The organism is Helicobacter pylori (genome assembly GCA_008032955.1).
Taxonomy (GTDB): Bacteria; Campylobacterota; Campylobacteria; order Campylobacterales; family Helicobacteraceae; genus Helicobacter; species Helicobacter pylori_DC.
The window spans coordinates 1215765-1239579 of record CP032046.1 but is presented as its reverse complement, the minus strand read 5'-3'; the positions used below and the strand labels follow the sequence as shown (position 1 = coordinate 1239579).

At 37.6% G+C, this 23815-nt stretch carries 15 protein-coding genes and 5 pseudogenes; 18 read left to right on the top strand and 2 right to left on the bottom strand.

Annotated features, from left to right (window positions below):
- Window positions 1-21: 21 nt before the first annotated feature.
- Together D2C72_06090 and D2C72_06085 are read right to left on the bottom strand one after the other, a co-directional pair.
- Entirely contained in the window at window positions 22-2928 is a 2907-nt protein-coding gene (locus tag D2C72_06090; protein ID QEF43839.1) for a restriction endonuclease subunit R, read from the bottom strand.
- Window positions 2929-2937: 9 nt separating this feature from the next.
- A complete protein-coding gene (locus D2C72_06085; GenBank protein ID QEF43838.1) occupies window positions 2938-5190 on the bottom strand; it encodes a site-specific DNA-methyltransferase in 2253 nt (750 codons plus the stop codon).
- A gap of 68 nt (window positions 5191-5258) precedes the next feature.
- Here D2C72_06085 and D2C72_06080 point away from each other — a divergent pair.
- From D2C72_06080 to D2C72_05995, 18 genes and pseudogenes are all read left to right on the top strand, one after another.
- A pseudogene (locus D2C72_06080) lies at window positions 5259-5321 on the top strand (response regulator).
- Between the two features lie 115 nt (window positions 5322-5436).
- A pseudogene (locus D2C72_06075) lies at window positions 5437-6298 on the top strand (site-specific DNA-methyltransferase).
- Complete coding sequence (locus tag D2C72_06070) at window positions 6285-6992, top strand: site-specific DNA-methyltransferase (protein QEF43837.1); 708 nt, start codon at window positions 6285-6287, stop codon at window positions 6990-6992. Before D2C72_06075 ends, D2C72_06070 begins: the two are co-directional and overlap by 14 nt.
- Window positions 6968-8196 (top strand): annotated as a pseudogene (locus tag D2C72_06065) (restriction endonuclease subunit R). Before D2C72_06070 ends, D2C72_06065 begins: the two are co-directional and overlap by 25 nt.
- 82 nt (window positions 8197-8278) lie before the next feature.
- Window positions 8279-8920 carry a DNA-binding response regulator gene (locus D2C72_06060; protein ID QEF43836.1) on the top strand — a complete coding sequence of 214 codons (642 nt, stop codon included), beginning with the start codon at window positions 8279-8281 and terminating at the stop codon, window positions 8918-8920.
- Entirely contained in the window at window positions 8886-10088 is a 1203-nt protein-coding gene (locus D2C72_06055) for a sensor histidine kinase (GenBank protein QEF43835.1), read from the top strand. The genes D2C72_06060 and D2C72_06055 overlap by 35 nt, the downstream gene beginning before the upstream one ends.
- Window positions 10089-10090: 2 nt before the next feature.
- On the top strand, window positions 10091-11485 hold the full coding sequence (locus tag D2C72_06050; protein QEF43834.1) for an NAD(P)H-hydrate dehydratase: 1395 nt from the start codon (window positions 10091-10093) through the stop codon (window positions 11483-11485).
- A 10-nt stretch (window positions 11486-11495) separates the two neighbouring features.
- Complete coding sequence (locus D2C72_06045; protein ID QEF43833.1) at window positions 11496-12962, top strand: replicative DNA helicase; 1467 nt, start codon at window positions 11496-11498, stop codon at window positions 12960-12962.
- 80 nt (window positions 12963-13042) lie between these two features.
- On the top strand, window positions 13043-14272 hold the full coding sequence (locus D2C72_06040) for a ComEC family DNA internalization-related competence protein (protein ID QEF44196.1): 1230 nt from the start codon (window positions 13043-13045) through the stop codon (window positions 14270-14272).
- A gap of 28 nt (window positions 14273-14300) precedes the next feature.
- Window positions 14301-15185, top strand: coding sequence for a 4-hydroxybenzoate polyprenyltransferase (locus D2C72_06035; GenBank protein QEF43832.1), 885 nt, complete (start codon window positions 14301-14303; stop codon window positions 15183-15185).
- Window positions 15121-15672 carry a hypothetical protein gene (locus tag D2C72_06030; protein ID QEF43831.1) on the top strand — a complete coding sequence of 184 codons (552 nt, stop codon included), beginning with the start codon at window positions 15121-15123 and terminating at the stop codon, window positions 15670-15672. The genes D2C72_06035 and D2C72_06030 overlap by 65 nt, the downstream gene beginning before the upstream one ends.
- A gap of 12 nt (window positions 15673-15684) precedes the next feature.
- Window positions 15685-16191, top strand: a complete 507-nt coding sequence (locus tag D2C72_06025) for a helix-turn-helix domain-containing protein (GenBank protein ID QEF43830.1) — start codon at window positions 15685-15687, stop codon at window positions 16189-16191.
- Entirely contained in the window at window positions 16185-16988 is an 804-nt protein-coding gene (locus D2C72_06020; protein ID QEF43829.1) for a phosphatidylserine decarboxylase, read from the top strand. The genes D2C72_06025 and D2C72_06020 overlap by 7 nt, the downstream gene beginning before the upstream one ends.
- Window positions 16978-17988: a quinolinate synthase NadA gene (nadA, locus tag D2C72_06015; GenBank protein QEF43828.1), complete on the top strand. Its 1011-nt coding sequence runs from the start codon at window positions 16978-16980 to the stop codon at window positions 17986-17988. The genes D2C72_06020 and nadA overlap by 11 nt, the downstream gene beginning before the upstream one ends.
- Window positions 17988-18809: a carboxylating nicotinate-nucleotide diphosphorylase gene (locus D2C72_06010; protein ID QEF43827.1), complete on the top strand. Its 822-nt coding sequence runs from the start codon at window positions 17988-17990 to the stop codon at window positions 18807-18809. Before nadA ends, D2C72_06010 begins: the two co-directional genes overlap by 1 nt.
- 24 nt (window positions 18810-18833) lie before the next feature.
- Window positions 18834-21318: pseudogene (locus tag D2C72_06005) on the top strand (DNA methyltransferase).
- 197 nt (window positions 21319-21515) lie between these two features.
- Window positions 21516-22336 (top strand): annotated as a pseudogene (locus D2C72_06000) (DNA methyltransferase).
- A 95-nt stretch (window positions 22337-22431) separates the two neighbouring features.
- Window positions 22432-23811 carry a S41 family peptidase gene (locus tag D2C72_05995; GenBank protein QEF43826.1) on the top strand — a complete coding sequence of 460 codons (1380 nt, stop codon included), beginning with the start codon at window positions 22432-22434 and terminating at the stop codon, window positions 23809-23811.
- Window positions 23812-23815 lie beyond the last annotated feature (4 nt).

The following is a 23815-nucleotide window of genomic DNA, read 5'->3' as shown; positions in this document are numbered from 1 at the left end:
TTTTAACCCCTTTCAATGAAATCAGTAATCCTTTAAATCCAGAAAAAAATATTCTAGTTTCCCTTTTTCAATCCAAAGATCCCTATAACGCTCCCCCACATCATCCTTATCCCCATAAAATTTTAAAACCACTTTGATTTTGAGATTGGGATCGTTTTTAGGGTTAAAAACCTTATCTTTAAAAAGTTGATACGCATCTGCCTTATATTCGTAATCAGTGTGTTTACTCCCTTTAGGATCAATGAAGCAAATGATCTGCGTGCCGCCTTTTTGCAACCAAAAGATAAAATCAGGGAAAAAGCGCCTTTCTGTAGCGCCGTTAAAATAAGGGATAAACAAATTGTCTAAATGCTCATCAATCTTGCTGAACGCCCAAAAATCATAGTTTTCTTGCAGCGTTTCTGTAATCTTTAACAACTCTTCTAAAAAATCGCTCTCGCTCTTTACTTTAACCACATGCTTAAGCCAATCGCAGTTTTTGGCTTTAATGAGTGGGGTGTAGTAATGCTCTTTGAGTTTTAACAGCTCTGCTTCATCAACTTTGAACATTCTGTCTTGTTTGTGTTTGTCTATATTATCAATGTCAATCTCGCCTTGCGCGATTTTTTTTCTTAAAGTTTCTTTATCCAAAGGCGCATACTCTTTCACTTCTTGGATGGTTTTCATTAATGCTTCTTTTTTATCCGCCTTAATTTTAATCCTTTTAAAATGCACGATTTTCTCATTATCTAGGGCGTTAAACTCGTCTTTAGGCACTTTTTGATTGGGGTATAGCTTGCCTTTAATTTCAGAAATCATGTAGTCTAAATCTTTATAATGCCAAGTTGATACCTTTTTAAAATGCTCTTTTTGTATCATGTCTTTTAACAGCTCGTAATCTTTAGGGTTATAAAATTCATGCTTTAAAATAAAATGCTTTTCACTCATTAAATGAAAATACTCTTTTAAATCCTTAAAATTTTTTTCGCTCATTCTAAACGAAGCGCTTTGAGGAATTTTAAGAGCGTTGGTTTGTTCTTTTCGGTAGCAAGGCACGAATAAGGCGTGTTTTATGGGCGTTTTTTCTAATTTGATTTCATGCCAAGAGCCTCTATTTTCGCCCCCATTCTCGCTCTCTTTTTGGAACTTTAAAATCGCTTCAAGGCTTGCATGGTTGGTGGGTATCACAAAAAGCGTTTCTAGCATTGCAGCGTGTGGTTTCAAGCGGTCTTTAATAGCTTCATCTATGTCTAAATACGCTAACCTTTGGCGTTGGTTTTTGACGCTTTCAATCCTTACGCCCCTGCCAAAAGATTGTTTCACCAGCTTTTTAGCGTCATCATCAAGCCCTATATTTAAAAATAAAATCACGCTAGGCCTTGTGCTATCCCACCCAGTATCAAAAGTGCGAGATCCCACTAAAATATTGATACTGCTCTTATCAATCTGGCTGAAATAACTCTCTTCTTTAAAGCTCAAATTCTTGCTCACCACTTTCACGCTCTTTAATTTTTCACAAATCCATTCGGTAATATCGCCTATTCTAATCAGGCAAAAGACTTTGTCGCTTGTGTTGAGTTTGAAAGCGATTTCTTGGTTGTTTTTAGGGTTAATAATGACTTCAATATGCCCGCTATTAGCATAAAAAACTTCTTCTTTTAAGCCTTTAAAATCCATGCTCTTTAAACCCTCTTTAAAAACCTTAACCTTATAGTCTTTATCTTTGCCATCGCTAAAAAGAAATTCCGGATTCTTTAATTCCTCTAATAAATCTTCTTTAGCTTTTAAAAAATCGCTCTCATCGTCATTTTCAATCACGCGCGCTAAAGTTTTAAAAAAGATTTCCGCATCGCTGTTTTCCACATTCACAGAATGCGTGAACACGAGCATTAAAGGGTCATGAAAATAGCCTTCTGTTTTATAGCGTTTTTGCATGCCTAAAAGCAATAACGCTTTTAAAAGAGCGATTTCTTTTTCCCTATCGTTTAAATCTTTTAATTCCTTAAAAGCGTTTAAGTTGTTTTTCTTCAATAAAACAGACTCTTTACCATAGCCAAGCTTCACCCACTCGCCCACGCTCAAATTATACACCGAAGTGATGAGATCGCTTTCTTCGGTGAAAGTGGCGCTGAAATTGAATAAAAACCCTTTTAAAGACAGCAGACTAAAGATAGCTTGTCTTTTGCTCTCAGACTTGTTCCCCTTGTGCGCTTCATCTAAAATCACATAATTTTCCCCATTATCCCAATAATCCTTATAATTTAAAAGGTTTTCCTTGCTTTCTTCATCATTCATCAAATCCGCGCGGTAATAAAAAAGAGCGATTTTTTCAAAAAAATCTTTTGGAGCGCGATGGAAATCTTTATGGGTAACCTCTTTAAGGTTTTTGAAATCAATTTGTTTGGAAAAGTCCTTACCCCGGTTGTATTTTTCAATTTCTTTTTCAAATTGCTTGATCAAATTTTCATTGGCGCTAAAAAACATGACATTTTTCTTAGGGATTAAACCCATTCCCATAGCCACGCTTAAAAGCTCTACAAGCTTGATAATGACAATCGTTTTACCGCTCCCTGTGGCCATGTAAAAGGCTAATCGGTTGATAAAATTTTCAAAACTCACGCGCTGATTTTTTACCTTAAAATGGCTCTTTAACAAATGATTGAGTTTTTTGTTAGTGAAATCGCAATTAGCGAATGAATAATGCTCTTGATAAAATGCGTAAAATTCTTTTTTACTTCCTTTGAAATCCTTAAAATAAGCGACAAGCATTCTAAAAGCGTTAATCAAAGCTTGCTGTTGGTAATCTAAAAGCTCCTTATTGCTATCAAAGCTTTTAAAGTCTAGCCTTTCTAATGGCTCGTTAATCTCGTTAGTGTTCAATTCATCTTCAGCGAGTTTTTGTGCGACAAAAATTTCATTATGGGTTGTTAGATCTTTTTTCTTTGCCATTATGCCTCCTTACCAAATGAGCGCTTCTTTTAAGGCTTTTAAAATCTCTACTTCTTTATCATTCCCTTTAAATTTCACCACCTTTTCATTAAAAAACTCCACTTTCAGCCCCCATAAATTTTCCAAAGTCTCTTTAATATCCACGCCCATTTTTTCTAGCGCGTTTAAATTGAGCGTGTAAGATTCGTTTTTGCATCCCACTAAATCGCTGTATTGTTCATCATAAGCTAAGGGTTTGTCATTGTCTTCATACTTGATTTTTCTTAAAATCTCTTCATAGCTTTCCAATGCATAAACTTTCACCACCCCACCTCCATTAAATTCTTTAGCCGCACCGCTTTTAAAACCGCCTATAACCTTTTTAAGGCGAGGCAAAATCACGCTGTCAAAATGCTCCCCCATTTCAATACCGATATACTTTCTCTTAAGCTTGTGCGCCACTGCACAAGTCGTCCCACTCCCAGCAAAAAAGTCTAAAATGATAGAATTTTCATCACTGCTCGCTTGGATTATCCTTTCTAGCAATTTTTCCGGTTTTTGGGTTAGATTTTCATTGTTTTTTACCCTTTCTGTTGAAGTAGAGCCTATGATTGGTATATCCCATAAAGTATCCACATAGCGTTCATGAGATAATTCATAAATAACCTTACCATTTTCATCTCTTGCTCTCATATTTTTACCATCTCGCCCTTCTCGTTTGCTTAAAAGAACTGGCTCACTTCGTGGCTCTTTTTGTCTATAAAATATATATTTTTCACTTTTAGAATAATTTAAAATTGTTTCAGTGTTTTTAGCAAAACTATTACCACTATTTGCCATTTTATTAGAGTAATACCAAATTATTTCATTCCTAAAATTTTCTTTACCAAAAATATCATTGAGTAGCATACGCCCCAAATAATTAGCATTGTTATCCAAATGCAGATAAAAACTCCCTTGAGGGCTTAAAAAATCATAAGCGAGTTCCAAGCGATTGTGCATAAGGCTTAGCCATGTGCTGTCTTGAAATTTATCTATGTAAGCAAAATCACTGCCGGTATTGAAAGGCGGATCAATGTAAATGCAATCTATTGTTTCTTTATAGCGGTTTTTAAGAGAGTTTAGGGCTTGGTAGTTTTCGCTTTTAATGAGCGTGCCATTGATTTCATCTTCACTGAATAAATTTTTAATCTCTTCTTCTAAATCTTTAAAATAGAGAGTGTCTAGGGGTAAAAACTCATTTTCTAAAAAATTGCCTGTGGTTTTTAAATTCAAGTCTTGCCATTCTTGGACTTGTTTGGGGTAGTTTTTGTGGTTTGTGATTTTATTTAGATCGTAGTTTTTAGCTTTTAATTGATCTAGGCTTACAATGAAATGCGAGTTTAATACAAAACGAGGTTTGTTCCAAATCTTACAGAGTTCGTTTTCAAATTCGCTCACTAATAAAATCACTTGCAACGCCACTTCCTTAATGGTGTTGATTCCATTAAGGCGTTTGTCATCAAATTCAGTCATTTCTTTAAAAAGGTATTCAAACAAATACAAATCCAATTGCTCTTTTAAAAACCCTAGCGCGTTTTTATGGATAAAATAATCCATACTGCCTTGCTTTTTGAATTTTCCAAACGCTTTTTTTAACACTTCTTCATCAAGTTCAACGCCTTGATTTAAACATTCTTTTAGAATTTCACTTATTTTTGTTTGATTCCCCTTACTGCTGAGAGTAACGCTAAAGTTTAGGGTGTTAGTTTTTGTGTCTGTATCTTTTAGATTAAAGACTAAATCCACTTTTTCATTATTCTTTTTACTTTCTAATAAAGAAGTGTCAAAATTAAAAACCATGTTTTCTAGTTCAAAGCAAAAATCCTTATAATTCGTTTCGCTTTTCACATAATAAAGATCTTTGGTTTTATAAAATAAAGCGGTGTCTTTTTTAAGGGAGCATTTTTCATAATCGCTTTTAGTATAAAGGCTATCGTAAAGGGGCGTGTCGTTGAAATAAATCCCTCCATTAGCGCTCAAATAACGCTTGAAAAAGCTATAGAGTTTGTCAAACAATTCTTCTTTGAGATCGTTGTTATTTTGGCATTTTAAATCAATGAATTTTTCTAATTCTTGTTTTTTGCTTTGATAATACTTGCTCTTAGCCTTCATGAGATTGAGCATGCCATTTTTCATTGCTTTAGCGTTAGGATCTAAAAGGCTTTCTTGTTTGTCTTCAATCTTAACGCCTATAAAAAGGTTTTCTAAAACTTCATAAAATTGCGCTTCGTTCGTTTTCATTATCACGCTCCTTAAAAATATGGAAAGTATTATAACAAAGCCCTTTAATTAAGCACTACAATACCCCCATGCAAAAAAAGATTTTTTTACTAGAAGACGATTACCTTTTAAGCGAGAGCGTTAGGGAGTTTGGCTTGTTGAAAATTTAGATTGCCTTGACTGACTCATTCTTTTAAAATACCCCCATTTCATTGTAAAATTATCTCTGTGAAACCCATTGAAGTTTAATAAAAGGTAAAAATAAGATTGAATATCAATAAAGTATTTTATCATAGCAGCGCCAACATGAATGAAGTGCCAGATAATAGCGTGGATGTGATCATCACAAGCCCGCCTTATTTCAACATCAAAGATTACGCAAAAAATGGCACACAAGATTTACAGCATTCAGCCCAACATGTTGAAGATTTGGGGGCGTTAGAAAAATATGAAGATTATCTTTTAGGTCTTTTAAAAGTTTGACTTGAGTGCTATAGAGCGTTAAAACCCAATGGTAAGTTATGTATTAATGTGCCTTTAATGCCCATGCTTAAAAAGGTTTTAAACACGCACTATAACCGCCATATCTTTGATTTGCATGCTGATATTCAGCGCTCCATTTTGCATGATTTAAACAACACGCTAGAAAACAAACCGAAAATGTTCTTACTAGATGTCTATATTTGGAAACGCGCCAATCCTACAAAGATTGATGTTTGGGAGCTACCCTTATCCTAGAAATTTTTATGCGCAAAATACTATAGAATTTATCGGCGTGTTTGTCAAAGACGGCAAGCCCAAACAACCCACAGAAGAACAAAAAGAACAAAGCCAATTGACTCAAGAGGAATGGGTGGAATTTACTAAACAAATTTGGGAAATCCCAATCCCTAATAAAAACGATATTGCTTTTGGTAAGCATGCGGCTTTAATGCCGGCCGAATTAGCAAGGCGTTTGATTAGATTGTATAGTTGCGTGGGCGATGTGGTTCTAGATCCATTTAGCGGGAGTGGGACAACCTTAAGAGAAGCAAAGCTTTTAAAAAGAAATTTTATAGGTTATGAACTCTATGAAAATTATAAGCCCTTGATTGAGCAAAAATTAGGAAACTTGTTTGATTTTGAATAAGATTTATATAGAAGATGTTTTCACCTTTTTAGACAAATTAGAAGATAAAAGCGTTGATTTAGCCATTATTGATTCTCCTTATAATCTTAAAATTGCTTCATGGGATAGTTTTAAAAATGATGAAGAGTTTTTAACATTTTCTTACGCTTGGATTGATAAAGTGCTACCCAAAATCAAAGATACGGGGAGTTTTTATATCTTTAATACCCCCTTTAATTGCGCTTTATTTTTAGCGTATTTGCGCCATAAAAAAGCGCATTTTTTAAATTTTATCACTTGGGTTAAAAAAGATGGGTTTGCCAACGCCAAAGAGCGTTATAACCACGCGCAAGAAAGCATTTTATTTTATAGCATGCACAAGAAAAACTACACCTTTAATGCCGATGAGGTTCGCATTGCTTATGAATCCACCGAACGCATCAAACATGCTCAAAGTAAGGGGATTTTAAAAAACAACAAACGCTGGTTCCCCAACCCTAAGGGCAAATTATGCCTTGATGTGTGGGAAATCGCTTCACAAAGGCATGTTGAAAAAGAGAAGGGTAAAATCCTTAAGCCCAAACACCCTAGCATTAAACCTAAAGTGTTCATTGAACGCATGATAAAGGCTAGCTCTCATAAAAACGATTTGATTTTAGATTTGTTTAGCGGCAGTGGCATGACTAGCTTATTGACCCCAGTAAAGAGTGTTTGAAATTCTTGGCTAATCGCATATAAAGTTCTTTATAGGGGCTTACACTTCCCAACACAATCGTTACGATCAAAATAAGATTAAAATTATTATTCAAGCTATTTTTAATGAAGTGGGAGAAGATTTTTTACAAATTCGCACCACCGATATGAGCAAACGCCCTAGCAATATCATAGGCGAAGAGGTTTATGCAAAAGTGGTTGATAATATCTGCAAGTCTGAAATGCCTCAAGACAATTTAAGAAAAAAGAATCAAGTAACTCAAGATAGCTTGAGAAAAAATCTTTTTGTAGATATGCATAGAATGGGGTTGATTGAGCGATACAATAAAAATAAGGAACCTACAAACCCCTACATTCAAAGCAGTATTAAATATATCAGTTTAACTCCCTTAGCCATAGAATTTTTAAACGCGCAAGATTTGTTAAGAAAAAATTTTTGTTACACGCAAGCTTTAGAAAATCTTTTACAGGGTTTTGGGGCAGAATGCAGAGAGGTGATGATAGAGCTTGAAAATCATTATTTAGATATTGAAGAAATGATGTTTTTTGTTACATTTTTAAATATTGAAAATTTTACTAGAAGTGAAATTATAGAATATGTTAGAGAGTATAGGAGTTTAAGCCGTATCCAAAAAGAAAAATTAAAAGAGTTAGTGTAAGATTATTGCAACCCTAACCATTTTAATGGGAATAAGTTAGAAAAGAGAGATTATCATAATTGGAAAAATCAAGCCCAACAAATTTTTAGCTTGCTAGAACAAAGCGTGTTTTTTGAAACCAATAAAGAGAGGCTTATTTTAAAAACGCTCAATGAAGAAAGCAAACAAAACGATAAAAAACTCAAACGCTCCATTAAAGAAAAAGCCCTTTATTTTGAAAAACATGGCGTAAAAAAAGAAAAGGGCTTTGAGTTGCACCACATTGTGCCTTTATGCTTGGCTCGCTCTATAGAAGAATTTGATCTTTTGGATAAATGGGAAAACTTAATCTATATTGACGCTTTTAACCATGCGAAGATATCTCAAACGCAAAATAAACATGTTTGTTTGTATTTTAAAAATTGCGATGTGGTTTTATCTAAAGGCTTAAAAGAAGAACAAGAAAGCCTTTATTTTACTTACATTGAAAATGTGTTATATAAACTTGATTTACAAAATGCCATGTTGGAATACAATAAAGATTTATTGCATTCTAAAAACGGCTGATAAAATAAAGCGGTGTCTTTTTAAAGGGAGTGTTTTTCATAACCGCTTTTAGTATAAAGGCAATTAGCGCTACAATACCCCCATGCAAAAAAAGATTTTTTTACTAGAAGACGATTACCTTTTAAGCGAGAGCGTTAAGGAGTTTTTGGAGCATTTGGGCTATGAAGTGTTTTGCACTTTTAATGGGAAAGAAGCTTATGAAAGGCTCTCTGTTGAGCGCTTCAACCTCTTGCTTTTAGACGTGCAGGTGCCTGAAATGAATAGCTTGGAATTGTTTAAGCGCATCAAAAACGATTTTTTAATCTCTACGCCTGTGATTTTTATCACCGCCTTACAGGATAACGCTACCTTAAAAAACGCCTTTAATTTAGGAGCGAGCGATTATTTGAAAAAGCCTTTTGATTTAGATGAATTAGAAGCGCGCATTAAAAGGTTTTTCAATGATGATCCCATAGAAATCATGCCTAACATTTTTTATCACCAAAATTGCTTGAGTGTCAGGGGCAAAAAAGAGATCTTGCCGCCCAAAACCGCCCAACTTTTAGAATACTTTTTAGAGCATAAGGGGCAAATCATCAGCTCTCAAGTGCTAGAAAATAACTTATGGGAACAAGCGATTGATGATTCCACCTTACGCACTTACATTAAGGTGTTGCGCAAGCTTTTGGGTAAAAATTGCATAGAAACGCATAAGGGGGTGGGCTATCGCTTTAACCCACTATGAAAAAAAATCCCTCAAACTCTTTTTAGGGACTTATTTAGGCTCTTCGTTTGTGTTAATGCTAGTGATTAGCGTTTTAGCGTTTAACTATGAAAAAAACGAAAAAATCAAAATGATACGCATGGACATGGACAAAATGGCTTCTAAGATCGCTAGCGAAGTGGTTGCCTTGCACATGCAAACGCATGCGGATTATCAAAACGCTTTAAACGCCCTCATTTCACGCTATAAAGACGCTTCCATGGCGCTTTTTGATAGTAAAAAGCGTGTTTTATATTCCAATATCCCTGAAAGCGCGGATTTGATTAAAAACCATAAAGAGGCGGGCTTTTTTAGTTTTAAGGGGGAATATTACCTATTCACTGATGAAACTTTCGCTCATTTAGGCGTGGCTAAAATGCTTTTTAAAAATTCTAAACCCCTTCATTTTTCTTCTTTGTATCGTAATATGGTTTTAGTGTTTGTTATAGCGTTTTTATGCGTGATAGGGGTTTCTGTGTTTTTAGGGCGTTTGTTTTTAAAGCCCATTAGGAATGAAATCACCCGTATTGATCATTTTTTAAAAAACACCACGCATGAATTAAACACCCCCATGAGCGCTTTAGTCTTGTCTTTAAAAACCTTAGAAGACAGCCAACAACACCGCCACATTAAAATCGCTATCCAGCGCATGAGTTTTTTATACCGCTCGCTCTCTTATTTAGTGATGCAAGACATTGAGCGCGAATCTTTTGTGCTTTTAGACTTAAAAGCCCTAATCATCAAAGAAAACACGCTTTTTAGCGAGATGATAGACTACCACAAGCTGGAATTTAAAAGCGATCTAGTAGAGGTGGCGTTTAAGGCTAAAGAGCAGGATTTCCTTTCGCTTTATAGCAATTTACTCATGAACGCGATCAAATACAGCGTCATGCATGGGTATATCCACATAGAGCTAACGCATGAGTTTTTGAAAGTGAAAAATTTAGGGTATGAAATCCCTAAAGACAAGATCGCAGAATTAAGCGTTCGTTATGCGCGTTTCAATTCTAGCGTGTTGGGCTATGGTATAGGGTTAGATTTAGTGAAAAAAGTGTGCGAAAAGTATAAAATGCGTTTAGAAATTCATAGCGAACCCTCTTTAAAGGGAACGTTTTACGAAAATTCGTTCTGTATTCATTTTCAAGGATAAAGATGCTTTCAGTGTATGAAAAAGTGGATGCCCTAGACAAAAGGGCGCTTGAAGAATTGTTTTTAAGCGAAGACATTTTAATGGAAAACGCCGCTATGGCTTTAGAAAGGGCGGTTTTACAAAACGCTTCTTTAGGTGCTAAAGTCATTATCCTTTGTGGGAGCGGGGATAATGGGGGCGATGGCTATGCGTTAGCTAGGCGTTTAGTGGGGCGTTTTAAAACGCTGGTCTTTGAAATGAAACTAGCCAAAAGCCCCATGTGCCAATTGCAAAAAGAAAGGGCCAAAAAAGCAGGGGTAACCATCAAAACATGGGAAGAAAAGAATGAAGATTTAGAATGCGATGTATTAATAGATTGCGTGGTAGGGAGCGCTTTTAAGGGCGGATTAGAGCCGTTTTTAGACTTTGAAAGCCTTTCTCAAAAAGCGCGTTTTAAAATCGCTTGCGACATTCCTAGCGGGATCGATTCTAAAGGCAGGGTGGATAAGAGGGCGTTTAAAGCGGATACGACTATCAGCATGGGCGCTATCAAGTCATGCTTATTAAGCGATAGGGCTAAAGACTATGTGGGGGAATTGAAAGTGGGGCATTTGGGGGTTTTTAATCAAATCTATGAGATCCCAACAGACACTTTTTTACTGGAAAAAAGCGATCTCAAACTGCCCTTAAGGGATAGAAAAAACGCTCATAAGGGCGATTACGGGCATGCGCATGTGCTTTTAGGCAAGCATAGTGGGGCGGGGTTATTGAGCGCAATAAGTGCGTTAAGTTTTGGATCTGGAGTGGTGAGTATCCAAGCGTTAGAATGCGAGATAACTTCTAATAACAAGCCTTTAGAATTGGTTTTTTGTGAAAATTTCCCTAAAAAGCTCAGCGCGTTCGCTATTGGCATGGGGTTAGAAAATATTCCAAAGGATTTTAACAAGTGGCTTGAATTAGCCCCATGCGTTTTAGATGCGGGCGTTTTTTATCATAAAGAGATCTTGCAAGCCTTAGAAAAAGAAGCCGTTTTAACCCCTCACCCTAAAGAGTTTTTATCGTTGTTAAAATTAGTGGGGATCAATATAAGCATGCTAGAATTGTTAGACAATAAACTAGAAATCGCAAGGGATTTTTCTCAAAAATACCCCAAGGTGGTTTTGCTTTTAAAGGGGGCTAATACCCTAATCGCTCATCAAGGGCGAACTTTTATTAACATTTTAGGGAGCGTGGCTTTGGCTAAAGCAGGCAGTGGCGATGTGTTAGCGGGGCTTATTTTAAGCTTGCTTTCTCAAAACTACACGCCTTTAGACGCTGCTATTAACGCAAGCCTAGCGCACGCTCTAGCGAGTTTAGAATTTAAGAACAATTACGCTTTAACGCCCTTAGATCTGGTAGAAAAGATCAAACGACTATAAAAGGATAAAAATGGATCATTTAAAGCATTTGCAACAATTGCAAAACATTGAAAGGATCGTGCTTTCAGGCATTGTGTTGGCCAATCATAAGATTGAAGAGGTCCATAGCGTTTTAGAGCCTAGCGATTTTTACTACCCGCCTAACGGCTTGTTTTTTGAAATCGCTTTAAAACTGCATGAAGAAGATTGCCCCATTGATGAGAACTTTATCCGCCAAAAAATGCCTAAAGACAAGCAAATCAAAGAAGAAGATCTAGTCGCTATTTTTGCGGCAAGCCCCATAGATAATATTGAAGCCTATGTGGAAGAGATTAAAAACGCTTCCATTAAACGAAAACTTTTTGGCTTGGCTAACACCATTAGAGAGCAAGCCCTAGAAAGCGCGCAAAAATCCAGCGATATTTTAGGTGCTGTGGAGCGAGAAGTCTATGCGTTATTGAATGGCAGCACGATTGAGGGCTTTAGGAGCATTAAAGAAGTGCTTGAAAGCGCAATGAATCTTATCACAGAAAACCAAAGAAAGGGGAGTTTGGAAGTTACTGGCATACCGACTGGCTTTGTCCAATTGGATAATTATACGAGCGGTTTTAATAAGGGGAGTTTGGTCATTATAGGGGCAAGACCGTCTATGGGTAAAACCAGTTTGATGATGAACATGGTCTTAAGCGCTCTCAATGACGATAGGGGGGTAGCGGTTTTTAGTTTGGAAATGTCCGCAGAGCAACTCGCTTTAAGGGCGTTATCGGATCTCACTTCTATTAACATGCATGATTTAGAGAGCGCAAGGCTTGATGATGATCAATGGGAAAATTTAGCCAAATGCTACGATCACCTTTCGCAAAAAAAACTCTTTTTCTACGATAAAAGCTATGTGAGGATAGAGCAAATCCGCTTGCAACTGCGAAAGCTTAAATCCCAACACAAGGAATTGGGTATCGCTTTTATTGACTATTTGCAGCTCATGTCAGGGAGCAAAGCCACTAAAGAACGCCATGAGCAAATCGCTGAAATTTCAAGGGAGCTTAAAACCTTAGCCAGAGAGTTAGAAATCCCTATCATAGCGTTAGTGCAGCTCAACCGCAGCCTGGAAAATAGGGACGATAAACGGCCCATTCTTTCGGATATTAAAGACAGCGGAGGGATTGAACAGGACGCTGATATTGTTTTATTTTTGTATAGAGGCTATATCTATCAAATGAGGGCTGAAGATAACAAAATAGACAAACTCAAAAAAGAAGGCAAGGTTGAAGAAGCGCAAGAGTTGCACCTAAAAGTTAATGAAAAAAGGCGTATCCACAAGCAAAATGGCAGTATTGAAGAGGCTGAAATCATTGTGGCTAAAAACAGGAATGGGGCTACAGGAACGGTTTATACGCGCTTTAACGCTCCTTTCACGCGCTATGAAGACATGCCCATAGATTCCCATTTAGAAGAGGGGCAAGAAACTAAAGTGGATTATGATATAGTTACAACTTGAAAGACAAAACTTTTCAGGGGGCGTTTGAACTTCTTGCAACCCCTAAAGAATACTTATGGTGTGGGGTTGTTTTAAGCCTTTTGTTGGCGATCAATCTTTATTTAGAATACTTGAATTACCAAAAGCTTGATTTTTCAAAACCTACAAGCTTGAACGCTCAAATCTTGTTGCAATACCCTAAAACTAAAGATCAAAAAACCTATTTTGTCTTAAAGCTCCAATCAAAGGGCATGATCTTTTACACCACCATTAAAGAGCCTTTAAAAAACCTCCAATACCGCCACGCACAATTTTTTGGCAAGTTCAAATTTTGTTCGTTCTTAGAGTCTCTAAAATCATGCTTTTTTCAAACTTATTCTTTTTCTTTAACGCGAAAACACAATTTCAAATCGCATTGGCGCCATTCCATTGATAGCGCTCATTCCAACGCTTTGGTGGGTAATTTGTATCGAGCTTTATTTATAGGGGATAGCTTGAATAAAGATTTAAGAGATAGGGCTAACGCGCTAGGGATCAACCACTTACTAGCCATTAGCGGGTTCCATTTAGGGATTTTGAGCGCGAGCGTGTATTTTCTTTTTTCGCTTTTTTATACCCCCTTACAAAAACGCTATTTCCCTTACAGGAACGCTTTTTATGATATAGGGGTTTTGGTGTGGGTTTTTTTGCTAGGGTATTTGTTGCTATTAGATTTTTTACCCTCTTTTTTCAGGGCGTTTTTAATGGGCTTATTAGGGTTTTTGGCATGCTTTTTTGGGGTAAGGATTTTGAGTTTTAAACTTTTGATTTTAGCGTGCTGTATCGCCATAGCGTTACTCCCTAAATTGCTTTTTAGCGTGGGGTTTTTGCTTTCTGTTTGTGGGGTGTGGTACATCTTTTTATTTTTAAAACACACTCAAATTTTTTTTAAAACCTCTTCTTTTTTGGCGCGATCGTTTCAAGCCATAAGCTTAAGCGTGCTGGTGTTTTTGAACATGCTCATTGTTGCGCATGCCTTTTTCCCTATGTTTTCGCCCTACCAGCTCTTTAGCATTCCTTTAGGCTTGATTTTTATCGTGTTTTTCCCTTTGAGTTTGTTCTTGCATGCGGTGGGTTTAGGGTCTTTGTTGGATCATATTCTAAGCATGCCTTTAACAATCCCTACGATTTCAATCCCTTCGCCTTTATGGCTTTTAGGGGCGCATTTATTTTTAACGATTCTAAGCGCGCGATTTTTTAAAGTTTATTTAAGCATGAATGTTTTGAGCGCGGGCTTTTTCTTGTATTGTTGCTATCAATATATTATAATGCCTAGCTTAATTGTAGGTTAGAAAAGTCATTTTATTAGGGATCAAATAATTGCTTAAAAAAATCACGCACAAAATCAAAGCTTTAAGCGAATTGGTCGCATTAGAGCATACGATATTTTCTAGCATGTTTTTACTCATGGCTATGGTCATAAGCTCCTATCAAAAAAATCAAACGCTCTTTTTTGAGTTAGAAACCCTAATCCTTTGTTTTTTGGCCTTACTAGGGGCGAGAAACTTCGCTATGGGGTTTAACCGCTTGGTGGATAGGGATATTGATAAGGATAACCCAAGGACGAAAAACCGCCCGAGCGTGGATGGCAGAATCAGCGTTAAAGGCATGGTGGTTTTTAGCGTTTCAAACGCTCTTTTGTTCGTGGGAGTGAGCTATTTCATTAACCCTTTAGCTTTCAAGCTTTCGTTACCTTTTTTAATCATTTTAGGGGGGTATTCGTATTTCAAGCGCTTTTCTTCTTTGGCGCATTTTGTTGTGGGTTTGGCTTTGGGTTTGGCCCCCATTGCGGGAAGCGTGGCGGTTTTAGGAGCGATCCCTTTATGGAATGTCTTTTTGGCTTTAGGGGTGATGTTATGGGTGGCTGGGTTTGATTTGCTTTATTCTTTACAGGATATGGAGTTTGATAAAGAAAGGGGCTTGTTTTCCATTCCTAGCCAATTAGGGGAAAAATGGTGCTTGAATCTTTCAAGGCTCTCACACCTTGTAGCGCTGATATGTTGGTTTTTTTTTGTGAAATGCTATCATGGGGGGATTTTTGCGTATTTAGGCCTAGGGGTTTCAGCCTTGATTTTACTCTATGAGCAGATCTTAGTGGCCAGAGATTATAAAAACATTCCTAAAGCCTTTTTTGTGAGTAATGGCTATTTGGGGGTGGTGTTTTTTATTTTTATTGTCCTTGATGTGGGGTTCAAGCATGCATGAGTTGGTTTTAAGATCCCAAGCTTTAGGGTTTGAAACGCGCTTAGTCCAGTGCGATTTGTCGTTTTCTTATGAAAGGTTTATCTCTAAAACTAAACGCTCTTTAGCGGTGTTAGAAGAATTTGATTGGTTAAATTCTGGCTTTGATTTTTCACGCTTGAATGTTGAAAATGATACTTTGGAATTGCTCAAAGCGCTGTATTTCAAGCTAGAAAAATTAGAGAGCTTGCTTTTAAAAGAAAATTTACTTGAATTGGAGCAAAATAACCGCATCATCGCTTTAGGGCATGGGCTTATTTGCTTAAAAAAACAAAGCTTGATAGCGCCTCAAACTTATTACGGGCGTTGTGTGTTAGAGGGGAAAATCCTAGCCTTTTTTGGCGTGGCAAGGGATAAAGATTTTTTAGAAATCACTCGCATGCACGCCTTAGACATCAAGCGTTATGATTCTTTCATTGTTGATAGCGAAAGAAAAGGCTTGAAATTATGAACGGGAGCAATCATGTTATCTTCTAATGATTTGTTTATGGTCGTTTTGGGGGCGATTTTATTGGTGTTGGTGTGCTTGGTGGGGTATTTGTATCTTAAAGAAAAAGAGTTCTACCATAAAATGAGGCGTTTAGAAAAAACCTTAGACGAATCCTATCAAGAAAATTATATTTATTCTAAGCGTTTGAAAGAATTAGAGGGGCGTTTGGAAGGCCTTTCTTTAGAAAAAAGCGCTAAAGAGGACAGTTCATTGAGAACGACTCTTTCACACCTTTATAGCCAGTTGCAAGAAATCCAAAAATCCATGGACAAAGAGCGCGATTATTTAGAAGAAAAAATCATTACTTTAGAAAACAAATTCAAAGACATGGGGCATTATGCTGCTAGCGATGAGATCAACGAAAAACAGGTTTTGAAAATGTATCAAGAAGGCTATAGCGTGGATTCTATTTCTAAAGAATTTAAAGTGAGTAAGGGCGAGGTGGAATTTATATTGAACATGGCAGGGTTAAAATGGTAGCTTTAAGCAACGCTCTTTCAAGGGTTTTTGGCTCTGTGGCTGGTTATGAATTCCCTTCTTTTATCCAAAAAGGCATCAACGCCCTTTACGTTAAGATCTTCAAAATTGATTTGAGCGAGTTTGAGCCTTTGGAAAATTACAAGAGTTTGAACGCCCTTTTCACGCGCTCCTTAAAAAAAGAACGCCCCTTTGACAAAGCCCCTAATATTTGCATTGCACCTTGCGATGCTTTAATCACTGAATGCGCTTTTTTAGACAACGATAGCGCTTTGCAGATTAAAGGCATGCCCTATAAAGCGCATGAATTAGTGGGCGAAATCAACCCTTTAAACCCTTCTTTTTTTTATGTGAATTTTTACCTTTCGCCCAAAGATTACCACCACTACCATTCTCCTTGCGATTTAGAAATTTTAGAGGCTCGTTATTTTGCGGGGAAATTACTACCGGTCAATAAACCATCGCTTTACAAAAACAACAATCTGTTTGTGGGCAATGAAAGGGTAGTGCTTGTTGCAAAAGACATTCAAGGCAATCGATTGTATTTTGTAGCGGTGGGAGCGCTAAATGTGGGTAAAATGCGTTTTAATTTTGATAAGAATATCCAAACTAACGCTAAAGCCCGTTTCACGCAAACCTACTCTTACAACCCGCCGATTAAGGTTAAAAAAGGGGATAATTTAGGGAATTTTGAAATGGGCTCTACGATTGTTTTATTCATTCAAAACACCGCTTTTAAGGATTTGAAAGAAAAAAGCGTGAAGTTTGGGGAAAGTATAGGGGAATTTCATGCCAACTGATAACGATTTAAAAACTTCTATTTTAGAATTGTTGCACGATTTAGACGCGCTTTTAGTGGCTCACTTTTATCAAAAAGATGAGATTGTAGAGTTAGCCCATTATACAGGCGATAGCTTGGAGTTGGCTAAAATCGCAAGCCAGAGCGATAAAAACCTCATCGTGTTTTGCGGGGTGCATTTTATGGGTGAGAGCGTGAAAGCCTTAGCCTTTGACAAACAAGTGATCATGCCCAAACTCTCATGTTGTTCTATGGCGAGGATGATTGATAGCCATTACTACGATAGAAGCGTTCATTTATTGAAAGAATACGGCGTTAAAGAATTTTACCCTATCACTTATATCAATTCTAACGCTGAAGTGAAAGCCAAAGTCGCTAAAGATAACGGCGTGGTTTGCACGAGCAGGAACGCTTCTAAAATCTTTAATCACGCTTTAAAACAAAATAAAAAAATCTTTTTTTTACCGGATAAATGCTTGGGGGAAAATCTAGCCCTAGAAAACGGCTTAAAAAGCGCGATTTTGGGCGTAAATAGCCAAGAAGAAATTAAAAACGCTGATGTGGTTTGTTATAACGGCTTTTGCTCGGTGCATCAGCTTTTCAAGTTAGAAGACATTGAATTTTACCGCCAAAAATACCCGGATATTTTAATCGCTGTCCATCCAGAGTGCGAGCCTAGCGTAGTTTCTAACGCTGATTTTAGCGGATCAACGAGTCAAATCATAGAATTTGTAGAAAAGTTAAGCCCTAATCAAAAAGTCGCCATAGGCACTGAAAGCCATTTAGTCAACCGCTTGAAAGCCAAGCGAAATCATCAAAACACTTTCATTCTTTCTAGCACGCTTGCCTTTTGTCCTACCATGAATGAAACGACTTTAAAGGATTTGTTTGAAGTCTTAAAGGCTTATAAAAACCATAGGGCTTACAATACGATTGAATTAAAAGATGAGGTGGCGCGCTTAGCCAAACTCGCTTTAACCAAAATGATGGAGTTATCTTAATGGAGATTAAAACCTTTTTAGAACGCGCTTTAAAAGAAGATTTAGGGCATGGGGATTTGTTTGAAAGGGTGTTAGAAAAAGATTTTAAAGCCACAGCGTTTGTTAGGGCTAAACAAGAGGGCGTGTTTTCAGGCGAAAAATACGCTTTAGAGTTGTTAGAAATGACCGGCATTGAATGCGTCAAAACGATTAAGGATAAAGAACGCTTCAAGCCTAAAGACACCTTAATGGAAATTAGGGGGGATTTTAGCATGCTTTTAAAGGTTGAGCGCACCCTTTTAAACCTGTTGCAACACAGCAGCGGGATCGCCACTTTAACGAGCCGTTTTGTAGAAGCTTTAAATTCTCACAAGGTGCGTTTGTTGGACACACGAAAAACCAGACCCCTTTTAAGGATCTTTGAAAAATATTCCGTGCTTAATGGGGGAGCGAGCAACCACCGCTTAGGGCTAGATGACGCTTTAATGCTTAAAGACACGCATTTAAAGCATGTGAAAGATTTAAAAAGCTTTTTAACGCATGCCAGAAAAAACTTGCCTTTCACGACTAAAATTGAAATTGAATGCGAGAGTTTTGAAGAGGCCAAAAACGCCATGAATGCGGGAGCGGATATTGTGATGTGCGATAATTTGAGCGTTTTAGAGACTAAAGAAATTGCCGCTTATAGGGATACGCATTATCCTTTTGTTTTACTAGAAGCGAGCGGGAACATCTCGCTAGAGAGCATTAACGCTTACGCTAAAAGCGGCGTGGACGCCATTAGCGTAGGGGCTTTAATCCATCAAGCCACTTTTATTGACATGCACATGAAAATGGCTTAAAAACTTTAAAAAGGGGTTATTGGCATGCTAAAAGAATATTTAGAAGGCATTAAAGATCTTACGCCTGAAAAGAATGAACTCACGCACCGCCTTTTTTTACACAACTTGCTTGATAAGTTAAAAAACCATTTCAATAAAGAGTTTAAGATTGAACATGAACCTAAAAGAGATCAAGGAAGCCAGCCTGATTTTCGCATCTCTTATCAAGGGTTTAACATCGGCTATATAGAAAATAAAAGAGTGGGGACCGATCTTAGAAAGATTGTAGAAAGCGAAAAAAGCAAACAAATCCTTAAATATTTAGAATTAAACCCTAATCTCATGCTCACCGATTACCTTAATTTCATGTGGGTAGGGAAAGATGAAAAGAACGCCCCTTTAATTAAAAGAGAAATCTCTGTCGCTAGCCTTGATGAACTCTCTAAACCCCTAAAACCCAAACCGCAAACCGAGTGCGATTTGATTGAATTGTTCAAAAGCTTTTTCAATCACGAAGCAGCCCCTATCACTAACGCTAAAGATTTCGCAACGCATTTAAGCACGCCCACCAAGTATTTAAAAGACGCTCTAATCGCATACCAAAAAGACGATCAAGTTTCTAGCATTTTTAAGAATTTTAAAGAATATCTTTATGAAGAATTGAGTTTTAAAGACTTTAGCGATGCGTTCGCTCAAACGCTCACCTACAGCCTTTTTATAGCCAAGCTCAACCACCCTTTTGAAAAAATTGATTTGGATAATGTGAGAAGCTCTATCCCTAAAAACTTCGCTGTGATCAGAGAAATGGCGGATTTTTTAAAGAGGCTTGATGCAATCAAAGAAATCCAATGGCTTTTAAATGAAATTCTAAGCTTGATCAATCATGTTGATATGGGCTCTATCATTAAAGATTTGAATGACGATAAAGACCCTTATTTGCACTTTTATGAAACCTTTTTAAGCGCTTATGACCCTAAATTGCGAGAGAAAAAGGGCGTGTATTACACCCCAGATTCTGTGGTGAAATTCATCATTAACGCTTTGGATAGTTTGCTCAAAACGCATTTCAAAGACGCTCCCTTAGGCTTAAAAAGCACTTTAGATAACGAAAACATCAAGCTCTTAGATTTTGCCACCGGCACCGGCACTTTTTTATTGGAAGTGTTTAGGAAAGCGCTAGAAACGAGAAAGACAAGCGATGGGGGTATTTCCACTAAAGAGGACAAATACCAAAACCTTTTAAAGCAATTCTATGGGTTTGAATACTTGATCGCTCCTTATGCGATCGCTCATTTGAATCTCAGCCAAGCCTTTAAGGAGGAATTTAAAAAGCCTCTCAAAGAAAACGATGCGCTTAAGATTATTTTAACCAACACCCTCATACAGCCTAGTGAAATCGTTGCTTATCGTGGGTTGCAACCGATTTTTGAAAAAGAGCTTAAAAGCGCTCAAGAAATTAAAAAAGATGAAAAGATTCTTATCATCACCGGCAACCCCCCTTATAGCGGGGCGAGCGAGAATAAGGGCTTGTTTGAATGGGAAGTGAAAGCCACTTACGGCATAGAGCCTGAATTTCAAACCATAGAAATTGAAAAAAACGTTAAACTCACCGGTAAAATCCAAACGCTTTTAAAGAACGTTCAAAGACAAAAAGAAGGCAGCAGTAAAGACGCCCTAAAGGCCCTTAAAAGCCTCCACTCTAAATACAAACTGCAAAAGGAGAAAAACCCTAAATGGCTCTTAGACGATTACGTGAAATTCATGCGTTTCGCTCAAAACAAGATCGAATCATTAGGGCATGGCCTCTTTGGCTTTATCTCTAACAACGCTTTTTTAGATAACCCTACTTTTAGGGGGTTAAGGCACTCTCTTTTAGAATGCTACGATGAGCTTTATATCCTAAATTTGCATGGAAATGCGAGGAAAAAGGAGGAAACCCCACAAGGTGCAAAAGATGAAAACGTTTTCAATATCATGCAAGGCGTGTCCATTAACCTCTTTATCAAAAAGGTGCAAGCCACCAAGCAAAAAATCTGTTATTATGATGTGTATGGTCAAAGGGCTGAAAAATACGCCTTTTTAGCCCAAAATGATTTGAATAGCATTGAATGGCTTGAGCTTGCCCCAAGAGAGCCTTTTTACTCACTCATACCCCAAGAAACGCCCTTGTTAGATGAATACGAACAAGGCTTTAGCGTTCAGGATATGTTTCAAATCTCAAGTGTGGGGATTGTTACAGGAAAAGATAGAATTTTTATTGCTAATAACACTGAAAGTTTAAAAGAGCAAATCTTAAAATATTGTAATGAATTTAATGAACAATACATCAAGGACATTCACTATCGTCCTTTTGATATACGCAAAGTTTATTACGACACCAAAAAACTAGAAAGAGCAAGGGAAAATACATTTAAGCACCTGTTACCCCCCCCCCCCCCAACAAACCCTAAAACACCCAATCAAACGCACAAAAATGTCGCGCTCAATATTTCACGACAAAGCAAAATGCATGGCGAATGGCGTTATGTGATGGCACATAAAGAATTAGTTGATATAAATCTAATAGCTTCGGCAGGAAGCATGGGGGTAGGATATAATTACCCCCTCTATCAATTCAAACACCCCAACTACACCGAAAATTTTACGCCAGAGTTTAGAAGCTTTATAGACAAGCATTATAGCCACCCTTTTGAGCCACTAGAGGTTTTAGGCTATATTTATGCGCTATTGTATTCCCCAAACTACCGCAAGCGTTATGAAGATTTTCTTAAAATCGATTACCCTAAAATCCTTTTCACAAACAATAAGGATTTGTTTAGGGCTTTAAGCCTTTTAGGGATTGAATTGATCGGTTTGCATGTCTTAAATAAAGAAAGCTTGAATTACAGCTTTGAAAAATTAAAAGACGCCACCATAGGCGAATCCTATTATAAAGAAGCGCATGATCGCATCATCAAAAAACCCTCTTATAACGAACCAGAACAACGGCTTTATATCAACCATAGCGCTTATTTTAGGGGGGTGAGTGAGGGAATTTATCATTACATGATAGGGGGGTATGTCGTTTTAGAAAAATATTTAAAAAGCCACAAAAACGAGCCTTGCGACTTTGATCATGTAAGCAACATCATTAAAGTCATCGCGTGCACGATTGAAATCCAAAAGACGCTTGGATTTTTGACGAGCGATTTACCCCATTTAAAAGGGAATGACAGCCAAGCGTTAATGCAAGAAATCTTGCAAAATCCACCCCCCCCCATTTAATACCAATATCGCCCTTATCTTATCGCGCCAAGCCAAAGCCATCGGAGATTTTGACTTTGATGCCGCATTCATCAGCAAAGAAACGAGCGACAACAATATCTATCGCAGAGGCGGAGGTTCAGCCTTCCCCTTATTCTGTATTGCCTAATCTCGCTCTCATTTGCGATAGAGGCTCTAAAGTAAGCCCCATTTCTAATGTTTTTGTAACGGGCATGCTTTGTGATTTGCATGTGAATGGATCGGGGAGTTACGCGTTTTTGTTGTATCGTTTAGGCTCAAAATGAGTGAATGAATGGGCATGTTATCTAAATTTTAGATAGAATAAACGCAAAAAATTGAATAAAACCTTAAAGGTGATTCTTTCTAATCTCAAAAATGGGTGGTGCTATTAACAATGACAAAACGACTTTTTAAAGGGTTGTTAGCGATTTCTCTTGCGGTGAGTTTGCATGGCGGTGAAGTTAAGGAAAAAAAGCCGGTCAAGCCGGTTAAAGAAGATCCGCAAGAATTAGCGGCTAAAAGGGTGGAAGCGTTCAGTCGTTTCTCTAATGTGGTTTCAGAAATTGAAAAAAAGTATGTGGATAAAATCAGTATTTCTGAGATCATGACTAAAGCGATTGAGGGCTTGCTCTCTAATCTGGACGCGCATTCAGCGTATTTGAATGAAAAGAAGTTTAAGGAATTTCAAGCCCAAACCGAAGGCGAATTTGGGGGGCTTGGGATCACGGTGGGCATGCGCGATGGCGTTTTAACCGTTATTGCCCCCTTAGAAGGCACTCCCGCTTACAAGGCTGGGGTTAAATCAGGCGATAACATTTTAAAAATCAATAACGAAAGCACGCTGAGCATGAGCATTGATGATGCGATCAACCTCATGCGCGGCAAGCCAAAGACCCCTATCCAGATCACCGTTGTAAGAAAAAACGAGCCAAAACCTTTAGTGTTTAACATCATTAGAGACATCATTAAACTCCCCTCTGTCTATGTGAAAAAGATTAAAGAAACCCCTTATCTGTATGTGAGAGTGAGTGGTTTTGACAAGAATGTTACCAAATCGGTTTTAGAAGGCTTAAAAGCTAACCCTAAGGCTAAGGGGATCGTGTTGGATTTAAGGGGCAATCCTGGAGGGTTGTTAAACCAGGCGGTGGGCTTGTCTAACCTCTTCATTAAAGAGGGGGTTTTAGTCTCTCAAAAAGGCAAAAACAAAGAAGAAAATTTAGAATACAAGGCTAACGGCAGAGCCCCTTATACCAATTTGCCTATTGCGGTGTTAGTCAATGGCGGTTCAGCGAGCGCGAGCGAGATCGTCGCAGGGGCACTGCAGGATCACAAGCGAGCCATCATTATCGGTGAAAAAACCTTTGGTAAGGGAAGCGTGCAAGTGTTACTCCCTGTCAATAAAGACGAAGCGATTAAAATCACAACTGCGCGCTATTATTTACCGAGCGGGCGCACCATTCAAGCTAAGGGGATCACGCCTGATATTGTGATTTATCCGGGTAAAGCGCCAGAAAATGAAAATAAATTCAGTTTGAAAGAAGCGGATTTAAAACACCATTTAGAGCAAGAGCTTAAAAAACTTGACGATAAAAACCCTAATTCCAAAGAGGCGGATAAAGACAAGAAAAGCGAAGAGGAAAAAGAGGTTACTCCTAAAATGATCAATGATGATATTCAGCTAAAAACCGCTATTGACAGCTTGAAAACCTGGTCTATCGTAGATGAGAAAATGGATGAAAAAGTGCCTAAGAAGAAATAAAAAC

What these genes read in the sequence shown, in the direction of transcription:
- nadA (QEF43828.1), top strand. Translation starts at nt 16,978, where the DNA reads ATGCCAACTGATAACGATTTAAAAACTTCTATTTTAGAATTGTTGCAC.
- D2C72_06045 (QEF43833.1), top strand. Translation starts at nt 11,496, where the DNA reads ATGGATCATTTAAAGCATTTGCAACAATTGCAAAACATTGAAAGGATC.
- D2C72_06050 (QEF43834.1), top strand. Translation starts at nt 10,091, where the DNA reads ATGCTTTCAGTGTATGAAAAAGTGGATGCCCTAGACAAAAGGGCGCTT.
- D2C72_06020 (QEF43829.1), top strand. Translation starts at nt 16,185, where the DNA reads ATGGTAGCTTTAAGCAACGCTCTTTCAAGGGTTTTTGGCTCTGTGGCT.
- D2C72_06025 (QEF43830.1), top strand. Translation starts at nt 15,685, where the DNA reads ATGTTATCTTCTAATGATTTGTTTATGGTCGTTTTGGGGGCGATTTTA.
- D2C72_06030 (QEF43831.1), top strand. Translation starts at nt 15,121, where the DNA reads ATGGCTATTTGGGGGTGGTGTTTTTTATTTTTATTGTCCTTGATGTGG.
- D2C72_06060 (QEF43836.1), top strand. Translation starts at nt 8,279, where the DNA reads ATGCAAAAAAAGATTTTTTTACTAGAAGACGATTACCTTTTAAGCGAG.
- D2C72_06090 (QEF43839.1), bottom strand. Translation starts at nt 2,928, where the DNA reads ATGGCAAAGAAAAAAGATCTAACAACCCATAATGAAATTTTTGTCGCA.
- D2C72_06085 (QEF43838.1), bottom strand. Translation starts at nt 5,190, where the DNA reads ATGAAAACGAACGAAGCGCAATTTTATGAAGTTTTAGAAAACCTTTTT.
- D2C72_06010 (QEF43827.1), top strand. Translation starts at nt 17,988, where the DNA reads ATGGAGATTAAAACCTTTTTAGAACGCGCTTTAAAAGAAGATTTAGGG.